The organism is Campylobacter sp. BCW_6871 (assembly GCF_001762325.1).
In the GTDB taxonomy this organism is placed as follows: domain Bacteria; phylum Campylobacterota; class Campylobacteria; order Campylobacterales; family Campylobacteraceae; genus Campylobacter_D; species Campylobacter_D jejuni.
In genome coordinates, this window is sequence record NZ_MJWQ01000018.1 from 96,686 (window position 1) to 113,455 (window position 16,770).

At 32.6% G+C, this 16,770-nt stretch carries 16 protein-coding genes; all 16 read right to left on the minus strand.

Annotated features, from left to right (window positions below):
• Window positions 1–2: 2 nt before the first annotated feature.
• Window positions 3–779 (minus strand): thiazole synthase, encoded by a 777-nt coding sequence (locus tag AJ930_RS01720; RefSeq protein ID WP_070274739.1) that lies wholly within the window; start codon window positions 777–779, stop codon window positions 3–5.
• A 2-nt stretch (window positions 780–781) separates the two neighbouring features.
• A complete protein-coding gene (thiF, locus tag AJ930_RS01725; RefSeq protein ID WP_083263145.1) occupies window positions 782–1,585 on the minus strand; it encodes a thiamine biosynthesis protein ThiF in 804 nt (267 codons plus the stop codon).
• Complete coding sequence (thiS, locus tag AJ930_RS01730; protein ID WP_002853007.1) at window positions 1,582–1,773, minus strand: sulfur carrier protein ThiS; 192 nt, start codon at window positions 1,771–1,773, stop codon at window positions 1,582–1,584. The genes thiF and thiS overlap by 4 nt, the downstream gene beginning before the upstream one ends.
• A gap of 9 nt (window positions 1,774–1,782) precedes the next feature.
• A complete protein-coding gene (gene dapE, locus AJ930_RS01735; RefSeq protein ID WP_070274740.1) occupies window positions 1,783–2,880 on the minus strand; it encodes a succinyl-diaminopimelate desuccinylase in 1,098 nt (365 codons plus the stop codon).
• 3 nt (window positions 2,881–2,883) lie between these two features.
• Window positions 2,884–3,483: a LysE family translocator gene (locus tag AJ930_RS01740; protein WP_002861777.1), complete on the minus strand. Its 600-nt coding sequence runs from the start codon at window positions 3,481–3,483 to the stop codon at window positions 2,884–2,886.
• The gene (locus AJ930_RS01745; protein ID WP_044779176.1) at window positions 3,476–4,177 is read right to left on the minus strand and encodes an SIR2 family NAD-dependent protein deacylase; all 702 of its coding nucleotides are present in this window, start codon (window positions 4,175–4,177) and stop codon (window positions 3,476–3,478) included. Before AJ930_RS01745 ends, AJ930_RS01740 begins: the two co-directional genes overlap by 8 nt.
• A complete protein-coding gene (locus AJ930_RS01750; protein WP_079860698.1) occupies window positions 4,174–6,384 on the minus strand; it encodes an endonuclease MutS2 in 2,211 nt (736 codons plus the stop codon). The genes AJ930_RS01745 and AJ930_RS01750 overlap by 4 nt, the downstream gene beginning before the upstream one ends.
• Window positions 6,374–6,724, minus strand: a complete 351-nt coding sequence (locus AJ930_RS01755) for a hypothetical protein (RefSeq protein WP_070274742.1) — start codon at window positions 6,722–6,724, stop codon at window positions 6,374–6,376. Before AJ930_RS01755 ends, AJ930_RS01750 begins: the two co-directional genes overlap by 11 nt.
• Complete coding sequence (gene murC / locus AJ930_RS01760; RefSeq protein WP_079860697.1) at window positions 6,717–8,015, minus strand: UDP-N-acetylmuramate--L-alanine ligase; 1,299 nt, start codon at window positions 8,013–8,015, stop codon at window positions 6,717–6,719. The genes AJ930_RS01755 and murC overlap by 8 nt, the downstream gene beginning before the upstream one ends.
• Before the next feature lie 62 nt (window positions 8,016–8,077).
• On the minus strand, window positions 8,078–10,051 hold the full coding sequence (locus tag AJ930_RS01765; RefSeq protein WP_070274744.1) for an LTA synthase family protein: 1,974 nt from the start codon (window positions 10,049–10,051) through the stop codon (window positions 8,078–8,080).
• A gap of 11 nt (window positions 10,052–10,062) precedes the next feature.
• A complete protein-coding gene (locus AJ930_RS01770; RefSeq protein ID WP_044779171.1) occupies window positions 10,063–10,839 on the minus strand; it encodes a carbon-nitrogen hydrolase family protein in 777 nt (258 codons plus the stop codon).
• Window positions 10,832–11,005, minus strand: coding sequence for an exodeoxyribonuclease VII small subunit (gene xseB, locus AJ930_RS01775; RefSeq protein ID WP_002853034.1), 174 nt, complete (start codon window positions 11,003–11,005; stop codon window positions 10,832–10,834). The genes AJ930_RS01770 and xseB overlap by 8 nt, the downstream gene beginning before the upstream one ends.
• Entirely contained in the window at window positions 11,002–12,459 is a 1,458-nt protein-coding gene (guaB, locus tag AJ930_RS01780; protein WP_002870560.1) for an IMP dehydrogenase, read from the minus strand. The genes xseB and guaB overlap by 4 nt, the downstream gene beginning before the upstream one ends.
• 9 nt (window positions 12,460–12,468) lie before the next feature.
• A complete protein-coding gene (gene gatA / locus AJ930_RS01785) occupies window positions 12,469–13,830 on the minus strand; it encodes an Asp-tRNA(Asn)/Glu-tRNA(Gln) amidotransferase subunit GatA (protein ID WP_002870559.1) in 1,362 nt (453 codons plus the stop codon).
• The gene (locus AJ930_RS01790; protein ID WP_002870558.1) at window positions 13,827–13,937 is read right to left on the minus strand and encodes a hypothetical protein; all 111 of its coding nucleotides are present in this window, start codon (window positions 13,935–13,937) and stop codon (window positions 13,827–13,829) included. Before AJ930_RS01790 ends, gatA begins: the two co-directional genes overlap by 4 nt.
• Entirely contained in the window at window positions 13,931–16,684 is a 2,754-nt protein-coding gene (ileS, locus tag AJ930_RS01795) for an isoleucine--tRNA ligase (RefSeq protein ID WP_070274745.1), read from the minus strand. Before ileS ends, AJ930_RS01790 begins: the two co-directional genes overlap by 7 nt.
• Between the last annotated feature and the right edge of the window lie 86 nt (window positions 16,685–16,770).

Here is a 16,770-nt window from a genome sequence, read left to right on the forward strand (position 1 = left end):
CCTTAATCCCTTAAAAAGCCTGTTAATGGGGAACTTGCTTTAGCCTCGCTCACACTTGCCAAACCTGCTAAAAAAGCCGCTCTTCCTGCATTTACTGCCAAAGAAAAAGCTCTAGCCATTAAAGCTATATCTTTAGCTTCAGCTATGGCTGTATTTACCATCACCGCACTTACTCCCATTTGCATAGCTTCACAAGCTTGTGCAGGACTTCCAATACCCGCATCTACAATGATAGGCAAATCAATTTCATTAAGCAAAATTTGTATAAATTCCTTAGCACATAAGCCTTTATTGCTCCCAATAGGCGCTGCCAAAGGCATGATAGCCGCAGCTCCTGCATCACGCATAGCTCTAGCTGTGTAAAGATCAGCATGCATGTAAGGTAGGGGTGTAAAACCCTCTTTAGCTAAAAGCTCACAAGCTTTAATCGTTTCATAATTATCAGGCAGCAAATACCTACTATCGCTTATCACTTCTATCTTGATAAGTTCTCCACAACCAAGCTCTCTTGAAAGCCTTGCAATGCGTAAAGCTTCATCGGCGTTTCTTGCACCTGAAGTGTTGGGTAAAAGTGTGATATTTTTAGGGATATAATCAAGTATATTAGCAATTTCACCTGTATTTGCACGGCGTAAGGCTAGAGTGATGATCTGTGCTTTGGCTTCTTCTATGGCTGATTTTATAAGCTCTAGCGAATATTTTCCAGAACCTAAAATAAATCTTGAATCAAACTCGTATTTGCCTATTTTTAATTTATCATTTTTTAAATTTTCTTGCATTTTTACTCCTTATTTGCTAAAAGCTCTAAAACAAGATTGCTTTGATGCCCTGCACAAATATTTACCCTTGGTGCCATAAGTCCATTTCCTATCTTAGCACCATTTACCAAATCCCCACACACATAGAAATTTTTAGCAATTTTTCTTGTTTGTATGCTGTTGCTATCACCATAGCCTGCAAGTCCTGAAGCACAGATTAAAATACTATCTTTGTAAAATCTATGAAAATTTTGCGCCATCATCGCTTTTGCGATAGCACTATCAAAGGCTTCGCAAACTATATCTATATCTTTAAACAAAGACTTTAAATTATCCTCATCGATTTTTAAAGTGCAAATTTCAACGCTAATATAAGGATTAATCTCGCCAATTTGCTCTTTTAAAGCTTCGGTTTTAAATTTACCCAAATCACTTACACGGTAAGCTTGACGATTCAAATTACTAGGCTCAATCACATCAAAATCAATCAGCTTTAAATACCCCACTCCACTTCTTGCTAAATTTATCGCTATATGCGATCCAAGCCCACCTAAACCACACACCGCCACACTACCATTTTTAAGTTTATCGTGAAGCTTTGGAGTGTGTCTTGCTCTCATCATAGCATCTAGTGCATCTTTTGGAGGCAAAGAGTTTCTTTCTATACAAAAAAGCTCATCATCTTCATTTAAAGCGATATTTTCTTTTGTTGCAAAACCATTGATAATCCAAACATCATTTTCATTTTTGCTGATATTTTCAAAAAATTCCAAACTTGTTTTAAAGTCTGTATCAAGTTCTTTGCCATTGAATTTCACTCTCATCATCCACCCCCTACAAAACTTACGATTTCGGCTTTATCGTTTTCTTTTAAAATCAAATTTTCAAATTCGCTTTTTGGTATGATTTCTCCATTTAATTCTAAAGCTATAAGTTCTATTTTCAAGCCTTTTTCTTTGATAAAATCCATAAATTTAAGCTCTTTTAACTCAAGCTTTTGTCCATTGATAATCATTTTAAACCTTTAAAAATTTTCTATCAAGTCTTTAAAAACAAGGCAAAGTTTTTCAAATTCTTCTATACTTACTCTTTCATCAATAGCGTGAATTCTATCATTGCAAACCCCAAATTCCACTACCTTTACACCGTATTTTGCAAAATACCTTGCATCACTTGTACCGCCTTTGGTATTAAGCTCTGGTACTTCATGAGTGATTTTTTGAACGCTTTCATTCATTTTTTGAACGATTTTATTATCGATATTTGTCAAAAAAGCTTCGCTTGATTGTTTTAGCTCTAACTCATAGTTTAAACCATGACAAATTTTTTCTACATAGTTTTTTACATCTTCTAAGCTTGTATCAGGAGAATTGCGAACATTAAACATAAGTTTTAAATCATTTGGCGTAACATTACACACCCCCATACCTCCGCGAATATCAGTTATAACGATTTTTGAAGGACTAAATTCAGCACTTCCAGGATCAAGATCAAAACCCGCTAAAAGCTTTAAAACTGGTGCAAAATCATGCACAGGATTGATACATTTTTCAGGATAAGCAACATGCCCTTGTTTTCCACGGATTAAAAGTTTTCCATTGATAGAACCGCGACGCCCTATTTTAATGCTATCACCAATTTTTTTAACACAGGTTGGCTCGGCAACCACAGCATAATCAGGTAGCATATCTCTTTCTTGCATCCATTCTAAAACAGCCTTAGTTCCATATATAGCTTCACCTTCTTCATCACTTGTTAAAATAAGACTCAGTCTAGCTCCTTTAAAATCCGCATTCTTTACCGCATCTACAAAAGCCGCTACTCCGCTTTTCATATCTTGAGCACCTCTTGCATAGATAAAGCCTTCTTTTTCCATAGGCACAAAAGCATCACTACTCCAACCCTCGCCTGCAGGCACTACATCTACATGCCCACCAAAAGCTAAATGCTCACCCTCATCTTTAAATTTTTTAGTGAGTAAAAGGTTTTTAATGCCTTCTTTTTCTATGAAAAAAGCTTCAAAATCACTCAGTTCCATAGCGATGAAATTTAAAGCTCCATCATCATTTGGCGTAACAGATTTAAATTTTAAAAGTTCGATTAAAAATTCTTTTGCATTCATTTTTTATCCTAAGAAAGTTTTATATAATAAATTAAGAGCAAAATACTCTATAATTATAGCTGAAATTATATTGATTATAAAAACAACTTTTGCACTAAAAACATGACTATATCTTGCCACCACAAAAGCTAAAGCACTTACCCAAAAAAGTATAGCCACAACAAGCCCTAAAGTCATCAAATAAGCATGATCACTACTTAAAACCACGCTTGCAGCACTAAGCCAAAATCCTATCACAAAAGGATTTGAACCATTTAAAAAAGCTCCTTTAATATAACTTTTCAAAAGACTTTCTTTAAATTCTTTATGCTCTAAATTTAAGCTTTCTTTCTTTTTTCTTAGCATCAAGTACGCCATATAAGTTAAAAAACAAAAACCAAAAATCGCCAAAGAACGCATAAAAATAACATTGTCTAAGAAATTTAAAAGCCCAAATTGAAGCAAAAAAAGATAAAGCATATCTATACTAAATGCTCCAAGTCCTACAGCTATGGAATTTTTAAAAGCTTTTAGTGCATAAGTTAAAATCAAAATATTTACAGGTCCAAAAGGCACACTCACTCCAAAGCCCAAAAAAACTCCACTTAAAAAAGAATCAAACATTACCATCTTTCATAAAATTTTCTATATCAAGTGCGATTTTATCAATAGCGCTTATAATATCTTCTATATAGATTTTATCAAAATACCGCTCTAAATTTGCATCTTTTTCGTAGATATTTAAAATACTTTTTTCGCACATTGAAGCATAACGCCCTACAGGCAAAACCGCCCCACTTGTGCCTACGCTGATAAAAAGCGAAGTTTGATTTAACAAAGAATAAAGCGTAGCATAAGCAGGAGCTTGCTCTTCAAACATAACTATATTGTGTCTTAAATTCTTGCTTTTGCATTTTGGGCATTGTTTATCTGTGATTTTTTCATAGCCTATATTAAAAATTTCTTCGCATTTTAAGCAGCGAAGTTCGGGCAAAAAGCCATGCAAATGTACTACATCTTTACACCCTGCACGCTCTAGCAAATCATCTACATTTTGCGTGATGACAAAAAGATTTTTACCCCATTTTTCTTTTAATTGTGCGATTTTTTCATGAGCATGATTTGGCTTTACATTTTGAAGTTGTGCCCTTCTTGCATCGTAAAAATCAAGTACTTTTTTAGGATTTTTTCTAAAACCTGTTGCAGAGCAAACCTCCATAACATCGTATTCTTCCCAGAGTCCATCATTATCTCTAAAAGTTTTAAGCCCACTTGGAGCAGACAAACCCGCTCCGCTTAATATCATAATGTTTTTCATAATCTCACCACCTTAGCACCAAAGCCACCTTGATTGATCGGTGCGTCATTAAAGCCTTTGACACTTTTGTGAGTTTTTAAAAACTCTCTTACCGCAAAGGCAAGCTTTCCTGTGCCTATGCCATGATAGATCAAAACCTCATCAAATCCTGCAAGCAAAGCATCTGAAATAAATTTATCAAGCCTTGAAATAGCTTCATCACTCCTAAGCCCGTGCAAATCCAAGCTAACGCTAAGATTAGTCGGTTTTGCCACACTAATGCTTGTTTTTGGACTTATTTTAGGTGTAGGAGTGCTTTTTTTAAGCAGTTTTAAAGGCACACGAAGTTTGATCCCATCGCTTTCAACCATAGCATCGTTTTTAGAAATGCTTATGATTTTACCCTTAATTTTTTCATATTTTACAAAATCCCCCACACGCAATTCTTCGTTTTGCTCCATACTTGGCAAAATGATTTCTTTTTTAAGCTCATTGGCTTTATTAAGACTTCTTTGCTTATCTTTTGTGTCTTTAAGCTGTATAGTTTTTTTAGCTTCTTCTATGGCTTTATGAAATTTAAATTCTAAATTTCTCAAACTCGTACGAAATTCTTGTTCATTTTTTTCTTTTTGATCTTTTAAAGAAAGTAAAATTTCATCGACTTTTTGCTCTTTTTTCTCGACATTTTCAAGCTTAGCTTTTAGTTCTAATTCAAGATTGATATTTTTACCCACAAGCTCTTCTAAATTTTCTTTATCCTCGCCATAAAGCTTTTTAGCCTCGCTAACTAAATTCGGCGGAATCTGATAACGCAAAGCCGTTTCAAAGGCATAAGATTTTCCTATAGTACCTTTTAAAAACTCATATTTTGGGCGTGAAAGCTCTTCGTCATATAAAGCAGCGATGAGTTCAACTTGCTCATTCTTTGCTAAAAGCATAGCAAGGCGTTTGTGGTGCGTGGTGATGATGATTTTAAGATTATTAGCTATGAGTTTTGAAATTAACACGCTATACAAACAAGCCGCTTCTTCAAAATCTGTTCCAAGCTCTATTTCATCGATACCTAAAAGCAAATTTTTCTTAGAAAAAAGTCTAGAAAAATGCAACATTCTTCCTGCAAAAGTTGAAATGTCGTTTTTAACATTTTGCGGATCTTCTATGATGGCATCAAATTCTTTAAAAGTACCGATTTTACTTTCACTTGCTTTTATATGCATAGGCAAAAGATGTTTAGCTAAAAATGCTGCGCTTAGCATGGATTTTAAAAGCATGGATTTTCCACCTGCATTTACCCCTGTGATGATTAAAACTTGTTTTTTAAATTCCAAACTCACGCTTTTTGGATTTTTTAAAGCAGGATGGGCGAAATTTTTAAGAACCAAATCCATACTTTGATCACACAAAACAAATTCAAAATCCCTTTTTTTAGCAAGCAAAACCCTAGCACTATAATGATCAAAAAGATCAAAGGCTGTATTGATAAATTTTAAAAAAGGTAGGTTTTTTGCTAAAAAAGCTGAGAAATTTTTAGCGTATTCATAATAAATTTCTTCTTTTTGATTTTTGATTTTTTCTATATCATTTTGCAAATTTTCAACACTTAAAGGCACGATATAAAAGCCGCCGCCACTACTTCTACCTATGATTTTTGCTTTAATAGCGTGATTAAACCCGCCTCTTACAAGCAAGGCTTCAAGATTGTTTATAAGATGGATTTGCGTATCGATAAGATAAGGCATTAAAGCTTTTGTATAGCAAAATTTCTTAAACTCAGCTATTATGCTTTCGTTTTTCAATCTTAAAGCGGCATTAAGATTTACAAGTCTTTCATCTAAACTTTCTTTTAATTCCCCTTTCTCATCGAAATTCAAACAAAGCTCCAAAGCCCCGCTAACAAATTCTATCTTTTGTAGCCAAGAGTCTAAATTTGTTCCTAGTTTTATTTTTTTTAGCTTTTCAAAATAACGAAAAATTTTTACAAATTCAAAAATTTCATCTAAATGCAAAATTCCTTGCTTACTTAAATGTACTAAGGCTTTATCAAGATTGCTAAGCTCTGGCATAGTAGGAAATTCCACCTCACAAAGCTCATGTATGCGTTTAAAATGAAGATTAGAATCTCCTTGTAAAAAAATCTCCTTATCTCTTGCAAAAAGGGCTTTAAACTCTTCTAAATAGCTGTTTAAATCAAGCTTTGAGATCAATTCTTCTTTTGTATCATTCATCATTTAACCTACAATCTTTAATATCTATGATTAAAGAATTAAAACTTTGATTATTATCCTTTGAAATAAAACTTCCTGTTCCAAATTCATAATTAAAATACGCCTTAGAAACATTGATATCTTTACATAAAATATTTTTATTTTGATTAAAAGCTACGATAATATCTGTTCTTAAACGACTTTTTTGCGTATTTTCAAATTCAAAAAATACTGCTAAAACAATAAAAATCACAAGTAAAATACCAAAAAAAGGTTTAGTTTTTTTGCCTAATTTTTCACGCAAAGCAAAAGTGATTAAGGCTAAAATTAAGATGATTAAAAGATATAAAAAAAACCTACTCATTCTTTTGCCTTAATTTGTTGCTGATATCTCCTGCGCCAAAACCTATAATAAGCCCTTCTTCAAAAACCTGCCCCTTAGAAGCCACCAAAAATTTACCCTCTCTTTTAATATCTTCTACAAATAAAGCCTTAGGAAAAACCGCTTTTAAATCAAGCTCTATAGGCTCTTCTCCTGCAGCATAAACAGGTAAAATTACAAGCTCATCAACACCTTCAAAAGCCTTTGCAAATTCCTTTAAATTTGCAGCTAAACGCGTGTAGCGGTGGGGTTCAAAAATGGCTGTGATTTTTTTATATCCACCTAATTTTGCGTATTCTTGTGCTGCACTTAAAGTCGCTTTTATTTCGGTAGGATGATGACCATAATCATCGATTAAAACCAAATTTTCATCAGCATGTAAAATATCAAAACGCTTTTTAATACCTTGATAATTTTTAAGCCTAGTTCTTATCGTTTCTATATCTAAGAAATTTAAAGCCGCCAAAATCGCCAAAGACGCATCAAGGGCTAAATGATATCCCATGCCAAAAACCTTAAATTCACCCCAATCTTTCAACTCAAAGCTTGTAAAAGGTTTGAAATTTTCTATACACATGGTGCAGTTTTTGATATCTTTGCTCGGATAAAGCTTGATTGACTCATTTTTATAATTTTTCAAAAACTCATCTTCAGCATTAATCACGCGAATTTTAGCCGTATCTAAAAACTCCACATAAGCATGATGGAGTTTTGAAACTTCATTGCCATAATGATCTAAATGCTCTGCTTCTGCATTGGTAACTATAGCCAAATAAGGATTTGAATTTAAAAAAGAACTATCGCTCTCATCAGCTTCAAAAACAAGGTTTTGGCTTTCTTTATAAATCATATTTGAACCAAATTCTTTTAAAATTGCTCCGATAATCACAGAAGCATCATCAAGCAAAGAAGCTAAAATGCTTGAAGTTGTGCTTTTTCCATGTGCTCCTGCAACTGCAAAAACACACTTATCTTCTAAAATAAGAGGCAAGGCCTCCTTGCGCGAAAGACATTTAATGCCTAATTCTTTAGCGTGTTTAAATTCAGGATTTTCTTCTTTAATTGCAGCAGAGTAAATAACTAAATCTTTGTTTAAAATATTGTCTTTATGATGAGGGATACTGACCTTAACCCCTTCTTTTTCAAGTTCTTTAGTAATTTTACTTTCCTTAAGATCACTCCCACTAATCTTAAAGCCTTTTTCTTTTAAAAATCTTGCTAAAGCGGAAATTCCTATACCGCCTATACCGATAAAATGGATATTTTGCATCATTTAAACCTTTATACTTTAAAGGCCAAATTTTAGCACTTTTTTACTAAAAAAAAATATAAACCTTAATTTACCAATCCTAAACGCTGACTTAATTGATAAAGATTTAATTCTTTATAAAATTGAGCGAAATTTTTATGGTATTCATCAAGCTCAAAGGCATGATTTGTATCTTTTAAGGTATTATTATTTTCAAAATAATACCCCTTAGCACCGCTATATACTCCATTTTTATCAATCCATACAGCATCGTTGATCCCAAATTCAAATTTCTCATCACTTGGTCTTGCTAACATATTTCTTCCGCCTACGCTTAAATACTTAACATTATTTAAACTTAAAGCATAAAGAGTTGGAAAAATATCCTTATGAGATCCTATACGATTCTTATCATAATAAATATTATCTTGCAAATCCTTAGGAATATAAAGATAAAAAGGCACGCTATAAGCAAAAGCTTTTTGGGAATTTAAATCCATACTCATTTCGCGTACTCTATGATCTCCAGTTGCTGCTATAATGACACTATCTTTAAAAGAACTCTGTTTTATTTTATCTAGAAATTTTCCAAATTCATTGTTTGCATAAACATAAGCTTTGATAATATTGTCTTGTTTATCTTTTTCATAAGGAAGCATATTAAGCAAAGTTTGTGGAATGTTTTGTAATTTTGGCAAATCATTTTGCGGAATTTTATAAGGTGGATGATTAGAAATAGTAAGAGCAATTATAAGGGTGTTGTGTGGATTTTTTTGAAGTAAGTCATAAACTTTTTTATATAAAAACTCATCAGCAATCCCATAACCATTTTCGCTATCTTTTGCTCCATTATACTCTTTCATTAAAATATTTTCATCTATAATATCATCTACTCCCAAAATACTGAGATAATTTTTAATATTTTGCCAAGATCCATTACCTGCACTTACAAAAATCACCTTATATCCTGCTTTCTTATAAACAGCAATAGGTGTTAAATCTAAATAAGTTTTCTGAAATTTACTTGTAGAAATATTAGAAAATGGACTTACAAAAAATAAGTTTGCAAAACTTGGTATAGTTCCATTACTAGAACTCAAAAAACGTTTGAATAAAAAATCTTGCTTAAAATGTTTATCTAACGAACCCAAAAAATTATGTTCTGTATTTGTAAAATCAGCCAAATTAAGCCCAAAACTTTCCATTAAGTTAACAAATACACTAGGATGATTCTTTTCAGCTTTTAGATTTATAGGACTTTGATGCAAATAATCAAAAAGTTTTTCTTTAAGTTCTTGTGCTTTCAAAGGTGTGATAACCTTCAAAGCCGCTTCTTCTTTATATTGTTTTAAAGCCCAAGAAAATGCCATAATTGGATTTAACATTGTATCATTTACAACACTATACTCACTAAAAGAATAATTTTGTACATTTATAGCCACGTGCTTAAATGGACCCCTTAAGGCTATAACATAAACAATAATTAATATTAAATTTAAAGCTATCAAGGGAAACAATCTTAAATTAATAGGTTTTAACTTTAAATTTAATATTTTCAAATTTAAAAAAATACAAAAAATTCCAAAAATCAACATTAAAGCTAAAATTTTTAAAATTGGATAATCATGATAAATAATACTTAAAATAGTTTTTGTATTATCATCTTTTAGAGTAAACATAAAAATATCAAGTTTAGTCTTATAAATTTCGTAATAATAGTATTTTGCATAAGAAAATCCTATACAAAGACAAGAAAGAACAATTATATAAATGCTTGAAAAAATGAAATAAAAATTTTTACTATATATTACTAACTTATTATTTATTTTTATATTAGAAAAAATTAAACTTAAAAAACCACAAAGTAAAAGTGGCAAAAATGCTGCGCTTAAAAATCTTATATCATGAAAAATACCTAAAAGAAACATTAAAAAGATTTCATTTTTATCACTAATTAAACCAGTAGGGATAAAAGAATTTTGCATTAAAATACGATTAATGGTAAAAATTACTATAAATAATACACTAAAAATAAAAATTTGAAGTAAAATTTTTCTCATATTTACCTTCTTTAAAAATTCTTAAGAATTTTATCAAAACCCCAAAGTTTTCTTGCTTCATCACTTTTTTTAGGCTCTATAATAAGCATTTCTTCTTCAGAACCTAATCTACTTTCTATCTCGCCAAAAGCGTTGATAAACAGAGTATCACCGTAAAAATTCCACTCATCTTTTGTTTTGCCTATGCGATTTACTCTTAAAATGCTTGTAGAATTTAAAAAAGCTCTTGTTTTTAAAAGCTCTTCCCATCTTTGTTTGCTTTCAAAGGTGCAAGCACTAGGAACGATAACCAAATCAATTTTTTTCGCCATAATCTGTTGCCAAAAAATATCAAAATGTGTCTCAAAACCAAAAAGCAAAGCACATTTTAATTTTTCATAATTAAAAGTAAAAATTTTTAATTCTGATGGAGTTTTGTTGCTGAAAAATTTTTCTTCACTCCAATGTTCATAAGGCATTAAAATTTGCTGTTCATAACTTTTGACACCATTTGGAGCAACTTTTAAGCAAAGTTTTTTATAACTTTTAGCTTCAACGCTTACATAAGGAGCGATGATTTCTAATTCATATTTTTTAGCAAGTTTAATCAAGCTTTCTTTTTTAGCTTCACTTTGTTCTTTTATCATATTTTTTGGCATGTGTAAAAGTTCTGTAAAAAAACTATTAATCACATATTCGCCCAAAACTACCAAATTTGCCCCATTGTCTTTTGAAGCTTTAAGATAATAATCGAGCCTTGATTCACTTAAAGCTAAAGTTGGAAACTGTAAAGCTGCTATTTTACTCATCGATTTGCTCCACTTCTAATTTTGCTTTTTCAAGCTCAAGTCTTGCTTTTTTGATACTCTCTAAACCTTCTTTGTAAATTTTTACACTTTCATCTAAGGCAAGCTCTTGATTGTTTAATTTTTCCAAAGATTCATTAGCGTGTTTTAAATTTTCTTCAAAACTCATTGATGATTGACCTTGTAATTTGGTGCTTCATGAGTGATAGTAACATCATGTACATGACTTTCTTTAAGCCCTGCAGTAGTGATTTCAACAAATTCAGCTCTTTTTTGAAAATCTTCTATATCTTTAGCCCCAACATAACCCATAGAAGAACGCAAACCTCCTAAAAGTTGATGCACCACGCTTCTTATACTTCCCACATAAGGAACACGCCCTTCTATACCTTCAGGAACAAGTTTATCTTGAGCGGTACCTTGCTGAAAGTATCTATCCGAACTTCCCTTTTGCATAGCCCCAAGCGAACCCATACCACGATAAGACTTATATTGTCTTCCTTGATAAGTAAAAAGCTCTCCTGGACTTTCATCCGTTCCAGCTAAAAGCGATCCTATCATAACAGAACTCGCACCCACAGCTAAAGCTTTTGCAATATCACCTGAATATTTAATCCCGCCATCAGCTATCACAGGAACGCCAAATTTATTTGCTTCTTCCACGCACTCATCAATGGCCGAAATTTGAGGCACACCCACACCTGAAACAATACGCGTAGTACAAATACTTCCTGGCCCAATACCTACTTTAACCGCATCTACTCCTGCTTCACAAAGTGCTTTTGCTGCGGCTGCAGTAGCGATATTTCCTGCGATAAGATCTAAATTTGGATATTTAGTTTTAATTGCTTTTATCGTATCAATAATACCCTTAGAATGTCCATGCGCAGAATCAAGCACAACAACATCAACGCCTGCTTCAACTAAAGCATCCACACGATCCATTTGCCCTACTCCTATAGCCGCACCCACGCGTAATCTTCCAAAATTATCTTTATTGGCATCAGGATATTCTTTGCGTTTTTTAAGATCTTTTATAGTGATAAGTCCTTCCAAGCGTCCTTGTTCATCAACTATAGGAAGTTTTTCTACTTTGTTGGTGCTGAAAATTTTTTCTGCATCATCTAAAGTACAACCCTTTGGAGCAGTAATTAAAGGCATTTTAGTCATAACATTTTCAACCAAATTTGAAAAATCACTCTCAAATCTTAAATCACGATTGGTAAGTATGCCTATTAGTTTCTTATCTTCATCTACTACAGGAACACCTGAAATTCTATACTCTGCCATAATTTCTAAAGCTTCCGCAACACTTGCTTTAGGACTTACAAAAATAGGATCGATAATCACTCCGCTTTCGCTTTTTTTCACTCTTTTTACTTCTCTAACTTGTGAAGCTATATCCATATTTTTATGAATCACTCCAAGTCCTCCAAGTCTTGCCATCATGATAGCAGCTCTGTGTTCGGTAACGGTATCCATAGCCGCAGAGATTAAAGGCATATTTAAAGTGATATTTTTTGTTAGTTTAGTGTGAATTTTTACTTCCTTAGGTAGAACTTCAGAATACCCAGGACGCAGTAATACATCTTCAAAAGTTAAAGCTCTTTTTACAATTTTCATCTTTCATCCTTAATTTTTAATCATTTGTTCTAAACTTAAAGCCCCATCTAACAAGGTTTGTTCATCATAAGCTTTGCAAATCAGTTGTGCTGATATATTAAGCCCTTCTTTATCTTTTGCAACAGGCACACTAATGCCTCCAAGTCCTGCTAAATTTACAGAGATAGTATAAACATCTTCTAAATAAGTTTGCATAGGGCTTTTTTGAGTATCAAATTTAAAAGCCGTTGTAGGAGTTACAGGCATAAAAATAAGATCACAATCTTGCAAAATTTCTTCATATTTTGCCTTGATAAAAGCTCTAGCTTTTTGTGCTTTGATATAATACGCATCATAATATCCACTACTTAAAACAAAAGTTCCTAACAAAATTCTTCTTTTTACTTCTTCGCCAAAACCTTCGCTGCGTGTATTTACATACATTTCTTTTAAATTTTGGATATTTTCAGAACGCTTGCCATAACGCACCCCATCATAACGACTTAAATTTGCACTTGCTTCAGCTGTTGCGATGATATAATACGCTGCGATATCAAACTTAGAATCAAGCAAATTTTTATATACAATCTCATGTCCATTAGCTTTTAACATATCTATGGTTTTTAAAAGTGCGTTTTTTACTTCGCTATCTGCATCATTGACATAATTTTCAATCACTGCAATTTTTAATTTTTTATTTGCATTTAAATTTGGAGCGGTTTTGATAAACTCGATATTTGCACTCGTGCTATCCATTTTATCATATCCTGCGATCGCATCATATAAAATTGCCGCATCTTCTACATTTTGCGTTAAAACCCCGATTTGATCCAAACTTGAAGAATAAGAAGCCAAACCATAGCGACTCACTCTTCCATAACTCGGTTTAAATCCTACACAACCACAAAAAGCCGCAGGTTGGCGTACAGATCCTCCTGTATCAGAACCTAAACTTGCTAAAGCCAAGCCACCCGCTACCGCAGCAGCACTTCCACCACTTGACCCACCTGGAACACGCTCAAAATTTAAAGGATTTAAAGTTTTTCCATAACAAGAACTCGCTGTTGAACTTCCCATAGCAAATTCATCCATATTACAACGCCCAAAAGGAGAAAAACCATTAGCCTTTAAATTAACAATCGCACTTGCATCATAAGGAGCGATATAACCTTGTAAAATCTTACTCGCACTAGTAAGCTCCCAGCCCTTTACACTGATATTATCTTTTATGGCTACAGGCACACCTTCACCTGAAACACTTAAGTCCTTATCTAAAAATTGTTCGATATAAGCACCTATTTTTTTTTCTTTTTTTGCTTTTTCATTGAGTTCTTTTTTTAAATTTTCAAGTTCTTCTTTGGAGTATTTTAAAGCTTCTTTTAAAGTTGTCATTTATTTTCCTTTGTTTTTTTGATCAAAAATACCGCTAAAGCACTAAAAGCCAAAACCACCGCTATAGTTGTGATGATAATACTATTTGAAATAGGATTTTCTAGCATTGAATCCCTTTTAAAACTTCTTCACATCTTAAACAAGGTGTTTCTTCATTTTTACTTTGAAGTTTCCAACATCTTGGGCATTTACAAAGTGAAGCTTTGGTGATTTTAAATTTCTCATTCTCTACTTCAAATTCAGCCAAAATTTCTTCATTTTCATTGCTGATTTGACTTACCATAAACCAATCGGCTAATTCCTCATTTGGGAATTTATTAAAACTGATGTTTAAATTTAATTCCAAAGTAGATTTAATGATTTTATCTTTTTTAAGTATATCAATTTGTTCAAAAAATTTCTCTCTAGCGCTCATTAAAAATGTATCATCTATACCAAAATCATAATCAAAATCTTGAGTTAAACTCAGATCAAATACATCTTTTGCATCGCCTTTGATTAAAACATTAGCATGTTCTAGAGCCTCATCTACACTATAGCTTAAATTTGGAGCAAGTAAATTTAAAAGCTCTTTTGCCATCAAAGCCATAGCCACTTGAGCAGATTTTCTTCTTTGGGCATTTTCACTATCGCAATAAAGCCTATCTTTACTGATATCAAGATAAATCCCACTTAAATCCGCACTTAAGAAATTTAAAAGCAAACTAAAACCTTTGGCAAATTCATAAGCAAAAAATGCTTCTTTACTTGCTTTAAAAACTTTGGTTGCACGACTTAATATCCATTTATCAATAAAACTAAATTCTTTAACTTCTAAATCTTTTAAATCATTGGTATTAGCAAGTAAAAATCTTATAGTGTTTCTTATTTTGCGGTATTGTTCGCCCACTTGTTTTAAGATATTGTCTGAAATTTTTAAATCACTTGAATAATCACTTAAAAGTATCCAAAGTCTTAAAATTTCAACTCCATAGGTTTTTGCTACATATTCAGAAGCAATCACATTGCCTTTAGATTTAGACATTTTTTGCCCTTTTTCATCGGTGGTAAAACCATGAGTTAAAATGCTTTCATAAGGTGCGCTTTCATTGATCACTGTACCTACAAGCAAAGAGCTTTGAAACCAACCCCGATGCTGATCGCTTCCTTCTAAATACATACTTGCTCTTTTTTCTCCTGCGTCATAAAGTCCGCTATTTAAAACTGCATTAAAAGTACTTCCGCTATCAAACCAAACATCTAAAATATCATATACTTTTTCTAAATTTTCAGCTTTGTATTTTGAATTTGTAGGAATTAAATCTTTGATTTCAAACTCCCACCACGCATCAGCACCGTGTTTTTCAAAAATAGCTGCTACAAAGTCAAAAAGTTCATCATCAAAAATCACTTCTTTAGTGTTTTTATCTCTAAAAAAGGCTATAGGCGTTCCCCAGTCCCTTTGTCTTGAAATACACCAATCTGGGCGATTTTCCACCATAGAACCTATTCTTTTTACCCCACTTTGCGGATAAAAGGTTGTTTTTAAAAGTTGTTCTTTTGCACACTCTCTTAAAGTTTTTCCTTGAAGTTTTGGTTCATCCATTAAAATAAACCATTGTTTAGTAGCTCTATAAATCACAGGCTTATGCGTTCTCCAACAAAATGGATAAGAGTGTATAAATTTAGAAGAATGTAAAAGTTTTTCGCCTAAAAGTTCTAAAATTTTTTCATTGGCCTTAAAAATATGAAGACCTATAAACTCTTCAAGCAAATGAGAAGGCAAAAGCCCTTTAGCTCTTAAAGTTTCATCATAACATCCACTATCATCAACAGGCATTAAAACTTCAATATCGTATTTCAAACAAGCATAGTAATCATCTTCGCCATGTCCTGGTGCAGTATGTACAAGTCCACTTCCACCATCCATCAATACATGCTCACCCATGATTAAAACAGATTTTCTTCCATTTAAAGGATTGATAGCTTCAAGTTTTTCAAATTCTTTTGCGTTGAGTTCTTTTTGAATTTCTCCACTTGTAAGTCCTTTTTCTACCATGCTTTTAAGCAAAGCACTTGCAAAAATCAAACCTTCTTTAGTGATCACATAATTTTCGTTAGGATTTAAGGCTATAGCTTGATTAGCCACCAAAGTCCAAGGCGTAGTTGTCCATATCACTGCGCTTGCTTTTGAAACGCCTAATTTTTCGCAAGCTTTTACATCTAAATCAAAAGCCACAAAGATAGAATAATCTTCTTTATCTTGATACTCTACTTCAGCTTCCGCTAAAGCTGACTTTGCCGCCCAACTCCAAAAAACAGGTTTAGAACGCTCACAAAGTAAGCCTTTTTTAGCAATCTCACATAAAGTTCTATAAATCGCTGCTTCAAACTCAAATTTCATAGTCAAATAAGGCTTATCCCAATCCGCAATAATGCCTAAATCTTTAAATTCTTCTCTTTGGATATCTACAAATTCACTCGCATGTTGTCTGCAAAACTCACGAATTTCTTTCTTGCTTAAGCTTTTTTTCTTTTCTCCAAGCTTTACTTCTACTTGTTGTTCTATAGGTAAACCATGACAATCCCACCCTGGAGTAAAACGCACACTCTCACCTTTAAAATAATGCGTTTTGATAATAGTTTCTTTTAAAATTTTATTTAAAGCATGTCCTATATGAATATGTCCGTTAGCATAAGGGGGGCCATCGTGCAAGGTAAAACTTTTTTTCGCATTTTTGCGATTTTCTTTCATTTTTTCATAAGCATAATTTTGCTCAAACCATTTTTTAAATCTTTGCGGTTCAAGTTCCGCTAAATTCGCCCGCATAGCAAAAGTAGTGCTGGGCAAAAGTAGAGTTTCTTTGTAGTCCATTTTTTCCACCTAATTTTTAATAATCTTAAATTCTACTCAAATTAGCTTTAATTTCTACTTTGTTTTTGGCTATAATTATAAGAAAA